At 41.1% G+C, this 17,528-nt stretch carries 11 protein-coding genes; 4 read left to right on the top strand and 7 right to left on the bottom strand.

What is annotated here, in order from left to right; all coding sequences use genetic code 11:
* Positions 1 to 129: 129 nt before the first annotated feature.
* From glgP to AAG747_RS04475, 4 genes are all read left to right on the top strand, one after another.
* Entirely contained in the window at positions 130 to 1,791 is a 1,662-nt protein-coding gene (glgP, locus tag AAG747_RS04490; RefSeq protein WP_346819938.1) for an alpha-glucan family phosphorylase, read from the top strand.
* Positions 1,792 to 2,016: 225 nt separating this feature from the next.
* Positions 2,017 to 4,284 (top strand): FUSC family protein, encoded by a 2,268-nt coding sequence (locus AAG747_RS04485; protein ID WP_346819937.1) that lies wholly within the window; start codon positions 2,017 to 2,019, stop codon positions 4,282 to 4,284.
* 674 nt (positions 4,285 to 4,958) lie between these two features.
* Positions 4,959 to 5,465 carry a GbsR/MarR family transcriptional regulator gene (locus AAG747_RS04480; protein WP_346819936.1) on the top strand — a complete coding sequence of 169 codons (507 nt, stop codon included), beginning with the start codon at positions 4,959 to 4,961 and terminating at the stop codon, positions 5,463 to 5,465.
* Between the two features lie 234 nt (positions 5,466 to 5,699).
* The gene (locus tag AAG747_RS04475; protein ID WP_346819935.1) at positions 5,700 to 6,608 is read left to right on the top strand and encodes a TIGR01777 family oxidoreductase; all 909 of its coding nucleotides are present in this window, start codon (positions 5,700 to 5,702) and stop codon (positions 6,606 to 6,608) included.
* A 233-nt stretch (positions 6,609 to 6,841) separates the two neighbouring features.
* On the opposite strand, the gene AAG747_RS04470 is transcribed toward AAG747_RS04475, so the two are convergent.
* The 7 genes from AAG747_RS04470 to AAG747_RS04440 all read right to left on the bottom strand — a co-directional run bounded on the left by AAG747_RS04470 (position 6,842) and on the right by AAG747_RS04440 (position 17,471).
* Positions 6,842 to 8,506 carry a sulfatase-like hydrolase/transferase gene (locus AAG747_RS04470; RefSeq protein ID WP_346819934.1) on the bottom strand — a complete coding sequence of 555 codons (1,665 nt, stop codon included), beginning with the start codon at positions 8,504 to 8,506 and terminating at the stop codon, positions 6,842 to 6,844.
* A 276-nt stretch (positions 8,507 to 8,782) separates the two neighbouring features.
* Positions 8,783 to 9,796, bottom strand: a complete 1,014-nt coding sequence (locus tag AAG747_RS04465) for an alpha/beta fold hydrolase (RefSeq protein ID WP_346819933.1) — start codon at positions 9,794 to 9,796, stop codon at positions 8,783 to 8,785.
* 75 nt (positions 9,797 to 9,871) lie between these two features.
* Positions 9,872 to 10,642: a helix-turn-helix domain-containing protein gene (locus tag AAG747_RS04460; protein WP_346819932.1), complete on the bottom strand. Its 771-nt coding sequence runs from the start codon at positions 10,640 to 10,642 to the stop codon at positions 9,872 to 9,874.
* A gap of 105 nt (positions 10,643 to 10,747) precedes the next feature.
* A complete protein-coding gene (locus tag AAG747_RS04455; protein WP_346819931.1) occupies positions 10,748 to 13,228 on the bottom strand; it encodes a TonB-dependent receptor in 2,481 nt (826 codons plus the stop codon).
* 222 nt (positions 13,229 to 13,450) lie between these two features.
* Positions 13,451 to 14,887 (bottom strand): tetratricopeptide repeat protein, encoded by a 1,437-nt coding sequence (locus AAG747_RS04450; protein WP_346819930.1) that lies wholly within the window; start codon positions 14,885 to 14,887, stop codon positions 13,451 to 13,453.
* Positions 14,888 to 14,971: 84 nt separating this feature from the next.
* Positions 14,972 to 15,919, bottom strand: coding sequence for an alpha/beta fold hydrolase (locus AAG747_RS04445; protein ID WP_346819929.1), 948 nt, complete (start codon positions 15,917 to 15,919; stop codon positions 14,972 to 14,974).
* Between the two features lie 64 nt (positions 15,920 to 15,983).
* Positions 15,984 to 17,471, bottom strand: coding sequence for an acyl-CoA synthetase (locus AAG747_RS04440; RefSeq protein WP_346819928.1), 1,488 nt, complete (start codon positions 17,469 to 17,471; stop codon positions 15,984 to 15,986).
* Between the last annotated feature and the right edge of the window lie 57 nt (positions 17,472 to 17,528).

The raw sequence follows: 17,528 nt of genomic DNA, 5'->3' as shown, positions 1-17,528 counted from the left end.
AGAAGAAATAGGAATAAGTCTTGAAGATGAAAGATTGTTAAACAATTTTTTACATAGAGTCTTTATATATTTTTAGACAATCTTTTATTTTAGAATATCAATTTACCCATTTAACAGATCCATATACCAATGCCTAGTTTCGAAGATTTTGCCCATCCCTATGAATACGATCCCAAATACAAAAAAAGCGTTGCCTATTTCAGCATGGAATACGCTATTCACCAACCGCTAAAAATATATTCGGGCGGCTTGGGCTTTTTGGCGGGGTCTCATATGCGCAGTGCCTATGAACTCAACCAGAATGTGATAGGTATTGGCATTTTGTGGAAATACGGATATTACGACCAAACCCGGAAAGGAGATCAGTCCATGGATGTGTTGTTTCAGGAGAAAGTCTATTCCTTTTTAGAGGAAACAAAGATCAAGTTTCAAATTCAGGTGAACAATCATCCCTGTTATGTCACCGCCTATTACTTAAATCCCAAAGTATTTGGAACGGTGCCGATGTTTTTTCTTTCTACCGACTTACCTGAGAATGATTATTTGGCCCAGTCCATCAGTCATAAGCTTTATGATTCGGATCTGGCCGCCAAAGTGGCCGCCAGTATTTTACTGGGAGTCGGAGGGGCCAAGTTGTTGGATATCTTAGATCACCAAACCGATATTTACCATTTGAATGAAGCACATGCCTTGCCTGCGGCCTTTTATCTGTATGAGAAATACCGGGACATTGAGGAAGTAAAATCGCGAATGGTCTTTACGACCCATACTCCGGAAGAAGCCGGCAATGAAAAGAACGATATCCGTTTGCTGAATAAGATGGGCTTCTTCTGTGGAATACCCTTGGAAGAAGTAAGAGAAGTGACCGGACTGGGGGGAGATATATTGGATTACAGTTTGGTGACTATGCGTTTTTCCAAAAGGGCCAACGGTGTTTCCAAATTACATGCGGAGGTTTCCAAAGAAATGTGGGCGCATCACAAAGGTGTTCCCAATATCATTTCCATTACCAATGCTCAAAACAAAAAATATTGGGCAGAAGAAGAGCTATATGAAGCTGCTGAAAAAGGAGACCAAACCCTTTTATTTAAACGAAAGAAACTCTTAAAAAGCCGCCTCTTTGAACTGATAGCAGACCAAACCGGGAAATTATTTGACCCTAATGCCTTGACGATCGTCTGGGCCCGGAGGTTTGCTGAGTACAAACGGGCCGACCTGATTACCCGGGATCACGAACGCTTTGAACGCTTATTGAATAATTCAAAACGCCCTATTCAGATCGTATGGGCAGGAAAACCCTATCCGATGGATTTTAATGCCATGAGTCAGTTTAACAGTTTGGTGCACCTGTCAAAAAAATACCGGAACTGCGCAACCTTGGTAGGATACGAATTAGCCTTGTCCAGAATGTTGAAACAAGGGGCTGATGTATGGCTGAATAATCCCCGGGTACCGCGTGAAGCCTCCGGTACCAGCGGTATGACTGCCTGTATGAATGGGGCGGTGAACCTATCGACCAATGACGGTTGGATCCCGGAGTTTGCCCGGCATGGAGTCAATAGTTTTATCGTGCCTCCGGTGGATGCTTCTTTGCCTGTCCATGACCAGGACCAATATGACTTGACAAATTTGCTGGATTTATTGGAAAATGAAATCCTGCCGGTATACTACGAACAGCCGGAACATTGGTTTAAAATTATGGTAAATAGTATGGAGGATGTTTTACCATATTTTGACTCGGACCGTATGGCCTATCAATACTATGAAAAGCTTTATACTTACGATGATTGATTAATGCATATTTTCTTATGATTGGGTCTTAGATTTTTCTAAGACCTTTTTATTTTGGTTAAAATTTAATAGTCGAATCTTTATAGGGGAAAGGGTTTATTTATACATGAAATTCTCATAGTGTGGAGGCGCTGTATTTATCTTTGTCCAAAACCGTGAGTAAATGGCAACGATGCGTCTATTTTAAATCATTTTTTCTGTTCTGAAACCGAATAAAAACTACCCATGAAAAACACCCTGCAGTATCTTACACAAGCGCGTGACTTCTTACGGACGGAAGATTTCGCTACTGCGTTCCGTTATGCATTAGGCATGTTTTTGCCTTTTGTCATCATGCGGAGCCTGGGGCAGGATAGCCTGGCCATTGAATTGATGCTGGGAGCTTCGTTTGTCTCTGGGGTAGATTTGCCCGGAAGTTGGAAACATAAAACCCGCTTAATGTTGACTTCCAACATGTTGGCTACTGTGTTGACCATCGTGATTTTGCTGATCATTCCCTATTTTCCCCTATTGATTGGTTTTTTGTTTATTGCTATTTTTTGTCTGGCGTATTTTGCTTCCTATGGCCATGAGCAAGCTATTTTGGCTTTCATGGGTTATTTGGCTATTATGATTGCGCTAAGCTCTAATGCCTCTTTTCAAACTCCTGAAGCAATACTGGGACATAGTTTCCGGATTTTTTGCGGAGGAATCTGGTACCTGGCATATGCACTCATCTTGTTTAAAATCAGTGGAAAGCGGGTCATAACCCGCAGAGTGGCTCAATGTCTCTTGCTCACGGCCCAATATTTTGAGCAACGGATTGCTTTGTACGAAGGACGTGACGATACCAAAGATGTCATGTTTAAACTGGCTACCTTACAAAGTGAGTTGCAAGAAATGCATGATGTATTGCGGCATTTGTTATTGAAAGAGCCGGGGCGCTTGGTTAAGGCGGACTCCTTGCAAAGGAAAATGCTTCTGGTATTTATTGAATTGGTAGAGATGTTGGAAACGGCTATTGCAGCGCCTATCGATTATGACTTTTTGAATAAATATTTGTCCCGCTACCGGGAGTTGGTTGTTGTGCAACAAGTCGTACAGGTTTTGGTGTCAGACATGTACCAATTGGGCAATGCCCTTTTTAAAGGAAGGCGCTATCTTGAGAATACTGAGATTACTCAAGTGCTTGATTTATTGGAAGAAAACCTAAGCCTGTTGCATGAAAAATCGAAGTCAGACCCTGATGCCGAAAAGGTTTACCAATGGCTGAAACAAGTACAACACTACCTGTTGCACCAATGTGAGAAATTAGGGATTATTCAAGGGATTCTTTCCGGAAAATTGGAAAAACCCGGTACCTATGTGGATGAAAGTTCCCATCATCAGTTTGTAAACCCAAATCCGGTCAACTGGATTTCATTGTCAAGTAATTTCAATTTTGAATCAAGCTTTTTTCGCTATGCCATGCGCACGGCAGTGGTAGCAGTAGTGGGGTATAGTTTAGCGTATCTACTCCAATTGACAAATCCTTATTGGGTACTATTGACGGTATTGGTAGTAATGAAACCGGGGTATAGCGTCACCCGTCAACGGTTTTTTCACCGGGTGTTGGGCACTGTGATAGGCGCTTTGGTTGCCTACCTTATCCATTTGGCAGAGCCCGGAGCCATGGTCTCTTTGTTTATTTTCGGGGTCGCCATTATGTTGGGATTTGCTTTCCTCTCCAGCAACTATGTAATTGCCTCTGCCTTTTTTACCATTTATGTCATCAACCTCTATAGCTTTTTGCACCGTGCAGTAGAACCCATGTTAATCTACCGGGTGGTGGACACCTTGATTGGAGCGGTTCTTTGTCTTTTGGCCGTGCGGTATTTATGGCCTTTCTGGGAAAAACAAAATTTACCGTATTTTTTAGAACAGTCGGTCAGTGCAAACCGGGCGTATTTATTGCTATTGCAAAAACAATTTATAGGTCAAAAAAGAGGAAAAGTTACCGAATACCGTTTGGCCCGTAAACAAGTATTTACGCATATGGCTAACTTGATCAACTCGCTCCAGCGCATGCTTACGGATCCCGAAAAGAAGAAGAAACAAGTAGCGGATTACTATGAGTCAGTGATCCTGAATTATGCAATGATGTCTACGGCTTCTACCATTGGTATTTTCTTGAAAAGAAATGAAGAAGAGCGTTTTGACTTGGAGGTATTGCAGACCTTATTGTATGCGGTGCTCAATAACCTTAATCAAACAATGGCATTGCTGAAAAACGAATCAGGCCCGGCCGAATTACAAATAGAAGAAGTCACGGAAGCACAATTGGGCAATGCCTTGACAGAGCTAAGATGTAAAGCCAATGCAGAATTGCGGCTGGGTATTAAAGGACAAGAGTATTACCACTATACGCATGTAGAATTTTTGACTGAGCAATTGATAAGGTTAAATGCACTAAGCGCTGAAATGTTAAAACAATTAGCCAAGCTTTCCCAAAAAGAATTTCAAATTGCTGCTTGAAAAATGAATAGTCAATCATTTGATTTTTAGTTGAATACCTCAGGAAAAGCTGGGGTTCTTTATAAGTATTAACTTATTTTGAAGTTTCAGTAAAATTTGAAAAAAAAGAATTCGTGAAATTAATAACTCTCACTAAAGAATAAAGCATAGGGCAGGGGGGATTCGTCTTTTACCACTCCCATTACGTTGTTTTTTTAAGGCCCGGGAGGGAGGGTTTGAACTTTTGTATTACCATAATTTATGGATAAATAATCTTTGCTTCACTTGCAATTCATATTCACAGAATACCTTTGAAGTGTTATAGAAGCAAGCTTTATTGCTGCTTTCTTTTTGTGTATCAGTTTGTGGTTTTTACCTGGTAAGCCAAAGGACAGTTCTCTGAACTGTTTTTTGTTTTAGGGACTTTATGATGAAAAAATAGTGAGTGCTTGCTAAGTACAGAGTTGTATAGGAGAGAGGTTTACTATTTTCCAGCAACTTGAAACATTTATAGTGTCAGTTATTTTATCTCCCCATCTTATATAGTCGTTGCCAACGCGAGGCTTTTTTGACGATTTCACAACTTAAATTTACTGTAAAATATACCCATAAAAAGGTTTTGAAATGTCAAGCAAAAGTCTTAATTTTATGTTTGAAGTTTCAGTATTTTTCGAAAACAAGAAATAATTAAACATATGAATTATTCAGAAGCAAAAGCCAAGTTCATACAAACGTGGGGGAGTTTGGGTTCCCATTGGGGGATTAACCGCACTATGGCCCAAATTCACGCTTTGTTGTTGGTTTCCCGGCAGGCATTGTCTACCGAGGACATTATGCATGAGCTAACTATCTCCAGAGGAAATACCAATATGAATGTCCGGGCGCTGATCGACTGGGGCTTGGTGGATAAAGAACTCCGGGCCGGTGAAAGGCGGGAATATTTTTATGCCTTTAAAGATGTAAATGTCATTGCAAGGCAAATTGCCCAAGAGCGGAAGAAACGCGAATTAGACCCTTTGAGAAAGGTGCTGAAGCAAATTAACGAAGAGGTTCAAGGGGATAGTCCCGGAGTAAAGGAATTGAAAAAAGTAACGTCAAACGTTGCCGATTTTTCCGATGTAACGAATCAGATGTTGGAAGTATTTGTCAAAAGTGGTGGCGGAAATTGGTTAAGCAACCTCTTGCTGAAAATCATGAAATAAGGCATTTCTTGGAAAAACCTTCCAGGTTTTCAAAATCTGGAAGGTTGGAAATTATTCCGGCATCCACACAGCAAGCTCATCAAAGAGATTGGTTTTTACGATGATAGGTTCTAGATAGAAAAAACAAGTTGTTTTAATGCTACACTTATTAAAAAGCAATCTACAGTAGATTGTAAATTATGTACTTTCAGATATTTTTGAAATAAATGAACTTGAAAAATAAATAAAATAACCATGAAAAAAATAGTTGTGGCAGGGGGGAGTGGTTTTTTGGGGGAAGTACTTAAGAAGTATTTTAAGTCGAAATATCAAGAGATCGTCATTCTCAGCCGAAGTACCCAGGCTCCGGAAAACAATATCCGGTATGTACAATGGGATGGAAAAAGTCTGGGTAGCTGGGCGGAAACGTTGGATGGTTGTGAGGTTTTGATCAATCTGGCTGGGAAATCAGTTGATTGCCGATATACTCCTCGCAATAAACAGTTAATTTATGATTCCCGGTTGGATTCTACTCGTGTATTGGGCGAAGCGGTACAGGCCTGCCAATGTCCGCCTCAGGTATGGATTAATTCTTCAAGCGCTACCATTTACCGTCATGCCCAGGATCGCGCAATGGACGAGACTCAGGGAGAGATCGGTTCGGGATTTTCGGTGGATGTTGTTAAGAAATGGGAAAAAGCCTTTTGGAGTGTTGAGACACCCCAAACCCGGAAACTCGCCCTCCGGACGGCCATTGTATTAGGTAAAAAACTAGGAGCCTTACAACCGTTAAAGCGTTTAACGCAAGCTGGAATGGGTGGCAAGCAAGGTGATGGAAATCAATATTTTAGCTGGATTCACGAAAGAGATTTTGCCCGGGTGGTTGAGTATCTCATTCAAGAGCAAAATTTACAGGGAGTAGTGAATGTATCCGCTCCGAATCCTATCCCCAATAAAGAACTCATGCAAACAATGAGGAAGATCATAGGGGCACCATTTGGGATTCCTTTGGGAAAAAACCTTTTGGAATTGGGGGCAAAAGTTATCCAAACAGAAACGGAATTGATTCTAAAAAGCCGTTGGGTAATTCCCCGGAAATTACAGGAAAATGGCTTTCGGTTTCATTTTAGCGATATCCATGCCGCTTTGGAGGATTTGCTTTAGGTACTTTTAAGGAAGTATTATCTGATGATGTTGATTTCCTTCTCTTTATTTAACATAATATTAGTTATTACTAACAAAGTAAATGTTATCTTATGCTTGAAAAATATGAAGTTTCAGATATTTTTGAAATAAACGAAAATACTTAAATAAGGTAAATAAGAAGAAAAATTGTGCGAGGGGGGAGTGGAAGGTGAAAGCAGAGAGGAGTTCATGTCGAAATGTCAGTTGCATGACTAATTTTGGTCAAGTTTCCGGACAGTAATTGTACTTTCTTTGAAACCGATTCTTTCCGCAATGGCATAGATATATTTGCTGTTTTGAATTGCAATAGGTCCAGTGTACAGTTGCCAGGGACTGTTAAAATCCAAGGTCATATCAGGATGATCCGAAAGAAGATAAGCCATTGAGGCTCCTTGGGTTTTTGCCGTAAGGGTAAGCTTGTTTCCTTGAATTGCAATTTGTGGAGGTAAGGTTGTCGGTTGTGTTTGATCCGGCCACATCATATCTATCAATTGTGCTTCGGGAAGCAAGCCCAAATCGGAATGACTTTGGAAATGTTGAAAGAGAGCCATTCTAAGTTTTTGTAATTCAGTACGGTACTTTGCTTTATTGGAAAGATCATGCATATTATGCGGGTCCGAATTACAATCGTACAATTCTTCGTCCGGCTTGGTTCCAAACCATTGACACACGGTTGCATCCAACTCATTACCGGCCTCGAGACGTAGCATTTCCTGCATCATGGAGATATTCTTCCGGTAATTGACATCTTTGTATTTTGGAAGGTCAGGATAGTAATTACGGACATACAAAAAGCGTTCATTCCGGACGATTCTAATTCTATCCGTATGTTCGTCAAAGCGATCGGAACTTCCGAAAATATATTTCCTGGGAGCTGCTTCGTATTTCCCCATAAAGGCTTTTCCTTCCATATACGCCGGAGGCTTTATACCGGCCAAACTCAATATCGTAGGAGCGAAATCCACAAAGGAAACAAGACGGTCGGTATACTTGCTTGATTTTCCTTTTATATTTTTGATCAGCAATGGCACTTTAAGACCCGAATCATAGATTTCCCTTTTTTGTCGAGGCAATGGCCCTCCATGATCGCTATAGAAAAAAATAACCGTATTATCGTACAAACCGTCTTCTTTCAATTGCTCTATGATATCCCCTACAAACCGGTCCATTAACTCTACATTGCTGTAATGACGGGCCACATCTTGCCGGGTGATTGCATTATCCGGCAAATAAGGCGGTATACTCACCGAATCCACGCTTACAGTCAGCGGTTTGTCTTTGTTTACCCACAAGCGACTCTCATGCGTGGAATGAATATTAAATACAGAGAAGAAGGGCCTTCCCTCGGGACGGTTTCGCCAATGGGACGCATCGTTATTTTGATCCCAGGCGGTGATGGGAGGCGCAAATTGATAATCGGTTTTTTGCTTATTGGTACAATAGTATCCTTCGGCTCTCAAAAATTCCGTAAAACACTTTACATATTCGGGAATGACGGCCGAATATTCCCTGATACTATCCCCGCTGATATCCACAATTGGAATATTCTCTTTATACGTTCTTTTGCCCCAAGAGCTGATATCCCGGGCTGTACGCATATGCATAGTCCCAAGGCTGGTAGGGTACATTCCTGTGATAATACAAGACCTGCTGGGAGCACATACCCCAACCGTAGTAAATGCATTTTTATAGATTGTGCTCTTTGTAGCCAATTGATCCAAATGAGGTGTACGGGCTGTACTATCGCCATACATCGAAAGAGTGGGACTGATATCTTCACAAACGATCCATACTATGTTTGGCCTTGCGTCTTGTGATTTGGCAGAATATACTCCAAACAATATCAAAACAACAAAAAATACTTTAGAAGGAAACATAATAACGGGTCAGTTTAAAATGAACAATGTGGATCTTTCAGGTTTCCGAAAACGGGTATATCCGAAGCAGAGGACTGTTTTTCAGGAGTGAGTAATCAATACAACAGCCTTTAAATTCACTTTTTTAAATATTTTAAAGGTACTTCTTATTAAGACCTTTGTAAAGGTTTATCAGTAAAAAAGTGTATTATAATCAACAGTTTTTATTGAAATAAAAAGGTAAGGCACACTACTGGGTGAGCCTTACCGTAAGGGAATTATCGATGGCGGGAAAGTTTATTTCGCTAAAAAAGCCTTGAGTTGTTGGTCAATGAAAATATTCTCTTGTTCATGAAATCCGATACCAAACTCATGACCTGCCTTCGAATCAACCACGACCATTTTCGCACCGGAAATGTATTGCGCTTCTTCTTCATTTACTTCTTTAGGAAAAAGTAAGTCCATGCTTCCGGACATTATCAATGTTTGAGCTTTAATACTTTTCAAAGCTTTTAAGTGATCCCCCTTAAAAGGTGCCAAGTTTCCAACATTTCCCTTTTGTCCGGTTTCCAACATAGCAAGCAAATCGTTGGCATCGAGCTGTAGAAAGGCCTTTTCCCAGTTTTTCTCTACAAAGTCCTCCACAGAAGATATTTCCGGATCTTTCAGGTAAAGTTTTTCATGGAAGAATGCGAAAGAATACCCCCAAGGGCAATACGTTTGAGCCATAGCCCGCAACCCTTTTTCAGGGTTTTGTTTATATTCTCCTTCGTTCCATTCGCAGTCTGTTTTTAATGCATTCTTGACGGCATTATAGATTATTTTAAATTGAGCCGGACCATGAGAAGCCCCGCCAAAAGGCGCAATTTTTTCTATCATCGCAGGAAATGCGACCGCCCAATGGAAGGTTTGCATGGCTGCCAATGACCAACCTGTAATGAGCTTTATTTTTGAAATACCAAATTGCTCGGTAACGAGCCGGTACTGTGCAATGACGTTGTCATAGATGGTAATTTCCGGAAAACGGGCACCACGCAAATCACCTCTCATATTGCTGGGAGAAGAGGACAAACCATTGCCAAACATATTGGGGATAATGATAAAATACTTTTCCGGGTCCAATGCTTTTCCTTTGCCAATCAGCCACTCATTGTCCGGGTGTTGACCGGCAAACCAGGTCGGGTATACAATTACATTGTCTTTTGCGGCATTCAATCTGCCATAGGTCTGATATACTAAGTTAAGCTCAGGTACTACTTGTCCGTTTTGAAGTTTAAAATTGGGCAGTCGAAAGTTTTTAGCTGTTTTCATCTCTAATCATTTTGTTTGTTCAGGCAAAAGTCATAGAAACTGAAAACAGAAAATTGTAAAAAATCACCACCCGGTTCAAATATTAGCTTTCTTAAACTGCAAAGGACTCATTCCTGTATATTGAGTGAAAATTTTAATAAAATGCGCCTGGTCGTAAAAGCTGTTTTGGTAGGTAATTTCGGTCAGAGACTTTTCCGGGTGGGACCGTATATCCTCAATGCTTTTATTAATACCATCAATGATCAAGTACTGCTTCGGACTGATCCCCATCACTTTTTTAAAGCGTGTAGAAAAGGCATTATGAGATTTCTTTTTCTCCGTCAGGTATTTTTTGATAGAACCGGCTTCCGTCATATCTTCTTTAAAATGAAATAAATCTTCCGGAAGAGGTTTAAAACAAGCATATTGTAATAAGAATGCCTCTATGATGGAAAATTTATCTTCGGGACGATTACCGGGCAATGGTAACTCTTGGGTAAAAGTAAGGTCTTTGAAGAAATTCGTCATAAGGTTAATATCGCTGTAAAAGGCCATAGCATTCCAACCAAACAATTGATGTAAGCCCCAAGGCTTAAACCGGATGCCTAAGGAGCGGTGTTGATGCTTCCATATTTTAAAGGTGGGGCAAGAGTTGATGCCATTGATATTACCCTCTGGCAGGTAGTTAAATTTCTTTCCTCCGGTACTCATTAATTTATAGCTACTTCCTAGGTTAAAAATGATTTCGGAATGAAGAGAAGGAAGGATTAACGCTTGACAAGCTTCTTCCTTTTCTTGATACCAAATGTATTCTATGGCATTTTGTAATTCAGTACAAGGAGTATGATATAACTTAATCCCTTTCATAAACAGAAGGTTGATGCAGGTCAAAATTACTCCCAATTAAAGGAAATAAAAAAAGACGCCAAGGTATTCCTGGCGTCTCAGCATCTCTTTTAAGTAATGTTCTGTCTATTTCTTACTTCCAATAGCCGGAACTTTAAGTTTTAATTCCATAGAATATAAGCGGCCTATAAACGGCGAAGCAGTAAATTCCCGCATTTCGGAGTCGAAAAGGTTAGACACTTGACCGGAAACCGTTAATAGAGAATTAATCCGGTAACCGGCTCCGATATCTACATTGACAAAACCTCCCAATGGTCCATAATTGAAAGCATCTTTGCTACGGGCATTTTCTACTACAGGCACCCCCCGGTAGACAAGGTCTTGTGTTTTCGCAGCAATCTGGAAACTGGAAAAATAATCATACGCTTGTACCCAGCGGGTAAATACATTTCCAAAAAACTTCTTGCCCCGGTAATTTAACCCTAAGCTTGCTTTATGTGTTGGGGAGTTGACTAATACATCCAGCTTGTTTACCACCCCGTCTTTGTTAAAATCATTTTCTTCCAAATTGTCTTCGTCTACCGCATAATCAAAATAAGAGTAATTCAACGTAGCACTGATTTCATCATTGAAGTAATAATTTACGCCCAAATCCAAACCATAGGTATTGACTTTCCCAAAGTTGACATACGTTGCCACTAAGCCTCCCAAGGCAGCATACCCGCTTTGCACCTCTTCTATAGGGGTATTCCCACGTTTTACAGCTTTTCCGATTACGGTTACAGGGCTTAGGAAATCCGTAGAGATATTGTAATACACGTTGGCATCAATATAAAGCTTGTTGGTGACAGGCTGACCTTTGTAGCCCAATTCAAAGGTTTGAATTTTTTCTACTTTTTGTTTTTCAATCACGGTCCCGTCTTCCAAGGTAAAGCCCTCACTGTTCCCCAAAATTAAGCCGGAAAATAAATCACCGAACATGTTCATAATGGTAGGCGAAGCAATCCCTTGTCCGTATGTAAGGCGCCAGGTTCCTTGTTTTCCTATTTTTAAGAGTCCTACTTTAGGAACAAAGTTAAAGTCGTATATTTCATGATTATCGGCCCGGAAAGCGGCTATAGCTTTAAACCCTGAATTACCGAATTTCTTCTGCACCTGTCCGTATGCACCGAACTGGTCTATTTCGATATCCTCTTTCCCTTCCCCATCCAATAAGTAGGATCCTTTACTGTTGGCTAAGTCCTTTTGCCACTGAGCACCTACTACCACATCAAATCCACCAAAGGTATTATTATACTGGGCTTCGGCATTCCATCTTCGGCTGTCGTCTACAAACTTGGCTTTACTGGCATACGATTGTTCTCCTCTAGCCACCTCATCGGACAGGCCGGCATCCAAGCCCCGGTAATATTGTTTGGTTCGTTCGTCAATGGAATAGGTATCGTCTGTTTTACTCCAGGTTCTGTATACTTGGGCAAAAAACCTGGGGGAAGTGTATTTCAAATGCAAGTGATTAACTTTCCAGTCAATAATTTGGTTACGACCTACATTGGTAGGCGCCAGGTAAGTACTATTACTTCCCCCGTAGGACAAAACCAGGTCCGACTCATCGTTGACACTGTAATACAATGCAGCTTCCCCTCTGAGGAATTCAAAGTCCCGGTCCAGTTCCAATTCTTCGTAAGCCTCTACCACCCCATCACTTCCCAGGTTCCCATTCTCATCCAAACGGTCAATATACACCGAATCCACATATTCAAACTCTTCCCCCCGGGTATACTCCCCCGAAACTTTAAAGGCAAATTTATCACTCAACACTTGCGCATGTCGTAGCCTGGCTGTTAGCATACTTTGATTACCGGCCCCCAATGCCAAGGTCGTTCCTTCCGATGTACGGGGATCTTTCGTAAGGGTATAAACCAGACCGTTATGCGCATTAGGACCGTACAGAGCTGAGTTTGGTCCCAAGACTACCTCAACCCGCTCTATATCCTCTTTGATTTGAGTGGTCAAAGGACCAAAGGGCAAACCTGTGGCAATCAACGTTGCCAATCGTCCATCGTTAATCTGAAGGTTTTTGGAGTTAAAGTTGCTGTTGAATCCCCGGATATTGACACCTGTTCCTACCACACCGGAACGGATAAAATCCACTCCTTTTACCCGGCTGAGTAATTCCCCGGGGTTAAACGTGGCGATTTCTTCAATATCATCATGGGTTATGACCTGAATGGTAGCGGGCGATTGGGTGATTTTTTCACTTTTTAAAGAGCCTGATATAACCACCTGGTCCAAACGGGTTTCTCCACTCAGGGTAATATTTCCTACAGAGGTTTCCCCGCCTGTCACTTTTGCTGATATGGTTTGAGTGGAATACCCTACATAGCTGACCAAAAGTGTATAGGTTCCATTTTCCAGGTTTTTCAATATAAAATTTCCGTCCGCATCGCTGGCAGCACCTTTGGATGTTCCTTGGATAATAACCGTAGCCCCGATCAATGCTTCTCCAGCCTCATCTACAATTTTGCCTTGTATACTTCCGCTTTGTTGTGCCCACGCCAAGCTGCAACTCAGCCACAAAAACCAAAAGAAGGTAATTATTTTTTTCATAGTTCATATTTTAATTAGTGATCATAAATCATTGTAGTGAAACAGAAAAATACAGAGAGGTCAAGAGTAAAGACCCTTGAAAAGGAGAGGTGATTATCCCTGTACTAATTCCGCTTAATTAAACTTAGTCAGAATTCTTTTCGAAGAAATAAAGGCTTGTAAAATTACCTGGGTTGACTTATGAAGGGATTCATGTGTATAGCAAGTATATACTTCTGTATTTCAAGTAATTAACTCTTTTTGTATAAGGTTTGACTTAACCGTACGACTAATGGTGGGGACATAAGCCGAAAGCTCATCAATAAGTTTTTTCAACAAGCTGGCTTTATGTGGGTTCGTAATGTACTGGCTGCTGTTTTCAGTAAGGGTTTGCACAAGGGTTTCCGCATTGATTTTTCCCTCCATGTATTGGGCCAAAGCTTCATACCAGACAATTGTGGGTAGATAAATCACGCTGGATTGAAATATTTGGTCTTTTTCAAGGATATTGTATTTCCGTATAGTTTTCAGCACCTCGGCAAACTTTTCCTGTTTAATCATTGCTTGCAGGTACGATACAAAGAACACATGCCAGCGTTGTTCCAAGACTTCTTGTTTGTAAATACGCAAAAAACTAGTACCAAACCGCTCTGCATCAGCTGCTTGTTCATTCAGGCATAAACATTTCATATAAAATGCGGCAAAACCAATCTTGTTATGAAAATTGTTCGTATTGCGCATTTCAGGCATGGCTTGCCTCATCAAATGGAGAGCTTTGTCTATTTTGCCTTGTCGTAATAAGATCGCACTATAATTATTCAAGTACTTGAGATGGTCTTCGTTTTTCTGTTTGATCGAAAGATAACCGTACTCCTCGGCTTGTTGCAGAATGTCAAGCTTGGAATGCAGTAACAGGCAATTGGCATAGTGATTCAAAAGAATTCTGCGGGTATAAAAGACCCCTTGACTCAATAGTTGGTCTAAGGTAGTGTTTAACTGATTGATTTTGTCGTACTCGCGGTAATTGAAGTACACAAAAGTAAGCCTTACGGCAGCGAAGTAACGGTTTAGGCCATCGAGACCTTCGTTATAAAAGACCTCCAATAGCCACTTTTCCCAATGTTTTGATTCCGTATTGTTTAAAGAGTATTTATTAATGATATCAATAGAGGCCTTGTGCATCTTCTCATTGATTTCCTTTGATTTCAAATAGGCTTCCCGGTGATTTTCCACAAACTGATGCACTGCTTCGTGTTCTTTATACCTTAGCCGTATCAACAAAAACTGACGAAGGTTGACTGCCAGTTCATAAAATTTCATAAAGTAAAACTGAGAGCGGGGATAGCTTTTAAGCATCCTAAAAAGTTGACGTTCGTCTTCCGGCCTCAATGTATCCGTCATCACCCTGCGGTCCATTTCATTGATCCATTCAAAATGCCGGTCTACATTGATTTCATCCAGTTTTTTATGGATCCAATTTTTCAAGTTGGAGTACTTCCGTTTATCTATTGTAGTGTTAAAGGGGCACGGTTGGTTGATGTGATTGCAATTGTATTGGATGGTATGCAGGATTTCCAGTTTCTCATCGTCTTCAAATTGTTGAATACTGCACAAATACCTGGCTTCATGAGGAAGTATATCCGTAGCAAATTCTTTGAATTTTTTTAACTTTTCTTTCATTTTCTGTTTTTCTGATCAAATCCTACGGCAAAAACCTTCCAGGTTTCGGAAACCTGGAAGGTTTTGAGGCGCTTTGCGAATATTTTATTGTTTCAAAAAGTCCTGTATCAGCCGGAGGACTTCTTTGGGTTTTTCCAATTGCATAAAGTGACCACATTCCCGGATAAATTCCAAATGGCAATCTTGAATTTCTCCGGCTCCGGTTTTCCCAACCGAAGTAGTACTTAAGCCGGGGTGTAGCAACTTATTGGGAATCAAGAAATCATTTGTTCCGTAAAGCACCAATGTTTTTTGTTCTACTTCTTTTAAACGGTGAAAAACGGGTTCGGAAAGCATGCCTTGCACTCCTTTCACTACTGATTGACAATACAAGGAAAAGTCATCTGCCCGGGCCATCTTTACCCGTTCTTGTATCAGTGCTTCTGTCGAAGCGGGCATCTTATAAAAATTATACCGATAGTTCGTTCGTACTTGATCTTCCGTTGCCTTTTGCATACTTTCTATCGTATAAAATGCAGTAATGGCTTTCCGGTCTTCTTCTGTAAAGGTTTCAAACCCTGCCGGGGCCAATAAGATCAATGCGTCAACCTCTTCCGGAAATTTCAGGGCCGCCGTCACAGCTATTTGTCCTCCCATAGAATGCCCCACCAGCGTCACGTTCTTCAATTTCAACCGGTGGATCAAGCTGGAAATAATTTCCGCGTAAAAGCTCATGGTAGAGGGGTAATGCCCTTTACTCGATCGTCCGTATCCCGGTAAATCAACCGCCACACAACGGTAATTCTGAGACAGCTCGCCTAAGGTTTTCTCCCAAGCGGTCATATAGCTGGCCAAACCGTGGATAAATAGCAGCGTTTGCTTTCCTTGTCCTTCGTCCAGGTAAGCCACCTCTATGCTATCGGCAAGTTGTATATACTTTTCCGGGTAAGGGTAAGGAGCTATTATATCTTTGATAAAAAGATTTTCCGAATCTTGGGCAAGGCTTGGCATTGTGATAAAGAAAAGTGAGATGAGAAAAAGTTGTATTTTCATAAAGTAGAATAGAAAAGAGGATTCATAAAAATTAACGTGCATTCTGCAAGTCCATGGCAAAACTTTATAACAAGCCTTTCCGGTTAATCTTACCACTTTCCGTTTTAGGCAAAGCTTCTATAAAGGTAAAATATTTGGGAACTTTGAACTTCGCCAGGTTTTGCAAACAAAACTCTTTTAAGGCCTCCATATCTATCTCCTGGTACTTTTTGGGTACTACAAAGGCTTTACCTACTTCACCCCACTTTTCGTGTGCTATCCCAATGACAGCGGCTTCCGCAACATGCTCGAATTGCATCAATACGCGCTCCACTTCCACGGGATAGACATTTTCCCCTCCGGAAATAAACATATTCTTTTTGCGATCCACTACATAAAGGTAACCTTCCTCATCTTGCTTCACCAAATCTCCTGTATGAAACCATTCTTGCACAATGGCTTTTCGGGTGGCCTCAGGGTTTTTCCAATATCCCGGGGTAACCATCGGTCCGCGCAAACAAAGCTCGCCTACGGTGTTGATGTTGGCTTCCTGGCCTGTTTCGGTGATGATTTTGGTTTCGACATAAAAATTAGGCCGGCCAATAGAGCCTAGTTTGCGAATGGCATCTTTTTGATGAAGGGAGGTGAGGTTCGGACCTACCTCTGTCAAGCCGTAGCCTTGCCGGATACGAATACCTTTGAGATGCCAGGCATTGATCACGTGCAGGGGCAACGCTTCCCCACCGACTACAAAATAACGGATACTGAAAAGTTCTGTTGAAGCAAACTCCGGGCTTTCCATCATCATTTTCAACATGGTAGGAACCCCAAAAAACAAGTCCAGTCTTTTTTCATCAATCAAACGTAGAATGGTATCTGCTTCGAACTTTTTCAATAAATATACTTTACCACCACGATGTAGTAAAGGTGTTAGCAATACATTCCAACCTCCTGTATGAAATACCGGCATACAACTCACTGTGGTATCTTCCGGACTTAAATCCAAACTGATGGAAGTATTGATACTATTCCAAAACAGCATTTTATGGGTGTAAATAGCCCCTTTGGGAAATCCGGTGGTGCCGGAAGTGTATAAGATAAAAAGTGGATCTTCTTCCTTTATAACCTCGTTGGAAATCCTTTCAATAGAAAAGTGCTTTTTGCTTTCGCAAAATTCCCTTACGTCTTCCAATGACCTCAACGAGGTATGTTCGGTCAATCGACAAGCTTCTATTTGCCGGATAAATTTTTGTTCGGCGAGAATCAAGGAAGGTTCACTATGTTCGATGAGGTATTGAATTTCGGGGGGAGAAAGGCGATAACTCACCGGTACCAGAATAATACCTGTCTTCTGAGCCACAGACAAGAGAATAGCATTTTCAATACAAGGTTCTGCCAATAACATCACCCGGTCTCCTTTCCGGATTCCTCTTTGTTGAAAATCACTTGCCAAGTGACTGGCGCAACAGTGCAGTTCCCGGTAAGTAATTTGCCGGCCGGATTCATACTCTTCCAGCGCGACTTTTTCGGGCGTATACTCCGCCCATTTCTTCATCCAGTCGATCGTATTCATTTTCATATTTTTTTAAGGAATTCCATTGTTCCTTAGTTGTTTGATAATTGGTCAAAC

The sequence above is a fragment of the Rapidithrix thailandica genome (assembly GCF_039710355.1).
In the GTDB taxonomy this organism is placed as follows: domain Bacteria; phylum Bacteroidota; class Bacteroidia; order Cytophagales; family Flammeovirgaceae; genus Rapidithrix; species Rapidithrix thailandica.
The sequence above is the reverse complement of the archived record's forward strand: the minus strand, read 5'-3'. Positions and strand labels throughout refer to the sequence as shown.

What these genes read in the sequence shown, in the direction of transcription:
- glgP (WP_346819938.1), top strand. Translation starts at nt 130, where the DNA reads ATGCCTAGTTTCGAAGATTTTGCCCATCCCTATGAATACGATCCCAAA.
- AAG747_RS04485 (WP_346819937.1), top strand. Translation starts at nt 2,017, where the DNA reads ATGAAAAACACCCTGCAGTATCTTACACAAGCGCGTGACTTCTTACGG.
- AAG747_RS04480 (WP_346819936.1), top strand. Translation starts at nt 4,959, where the DNA reads ATGAATTATTCAGAAGCAAAAGCCAAGTTCATACAAACGTGGGGGAGT.
- AAG747_RS04475 (WP_346819935.1), top strand. Translation starts at nt 5,700, where the DNA reads ATGAAAAAAATAGTTGTGGCAGGGGGGAGTGGTTTTTTGGGGGAAGTA.
- AAG747_RS04470 (WP_346819934.1), bottom strand. Translation starts at nt 8,506, where the DNA reads ATGTTTCCTTCTAAAGTATTTTTTGTTGTTTTGATATTGTTTGGAGTA.
- AAG747_RS04465 (WP_346819933.1), bottom strand. Translation starts at nt 9,796, where the DNA reads ATGAAAACAGCTAAAAACTTTCGACTGCCCAATTTTAAACTTCAAAAC.
- AAG747_RS04460 (WP_346819932.1), bottom strand. Translation starts at nt 10,642, where the DNA reads ATGAAAGGGATTAAGTTATATCATACTCCTTGTACTGAATTACAAAAT.
- AAG747_RS04455 (WP_346819931.1), bottom strand. Translation starts at nt 13,228, where the DNA reads ATGAAAAAAATAATTACCTTCTTTTGGTTTTTGTGGCTGAGTTGCAGC.
- AAG747_RS04450 (WP_346819930.1), bottom strand. Translation starts at nt 14,887, where the DNA reads ATGAAAGAAAAGTTAAAAAAATTCAAAGAATTTGCTACGGATATACTT.
- AAG747_RS04445 (WP_346819929.1), bottom strand. Translation starts at nt 15,919, where the DNA reads ATGAAAATACAACTTTTTCTCATCTCACTTTTCTTTATCACAATGCCA.
- AAG747_RS04440 (WP_346819928.1), bottom strand. Translation starts at nt 17,471, where the DNA reads ATGAATACGATCGACTGGATGAAGAAATGGGCGGAGTATACGCCCGAA.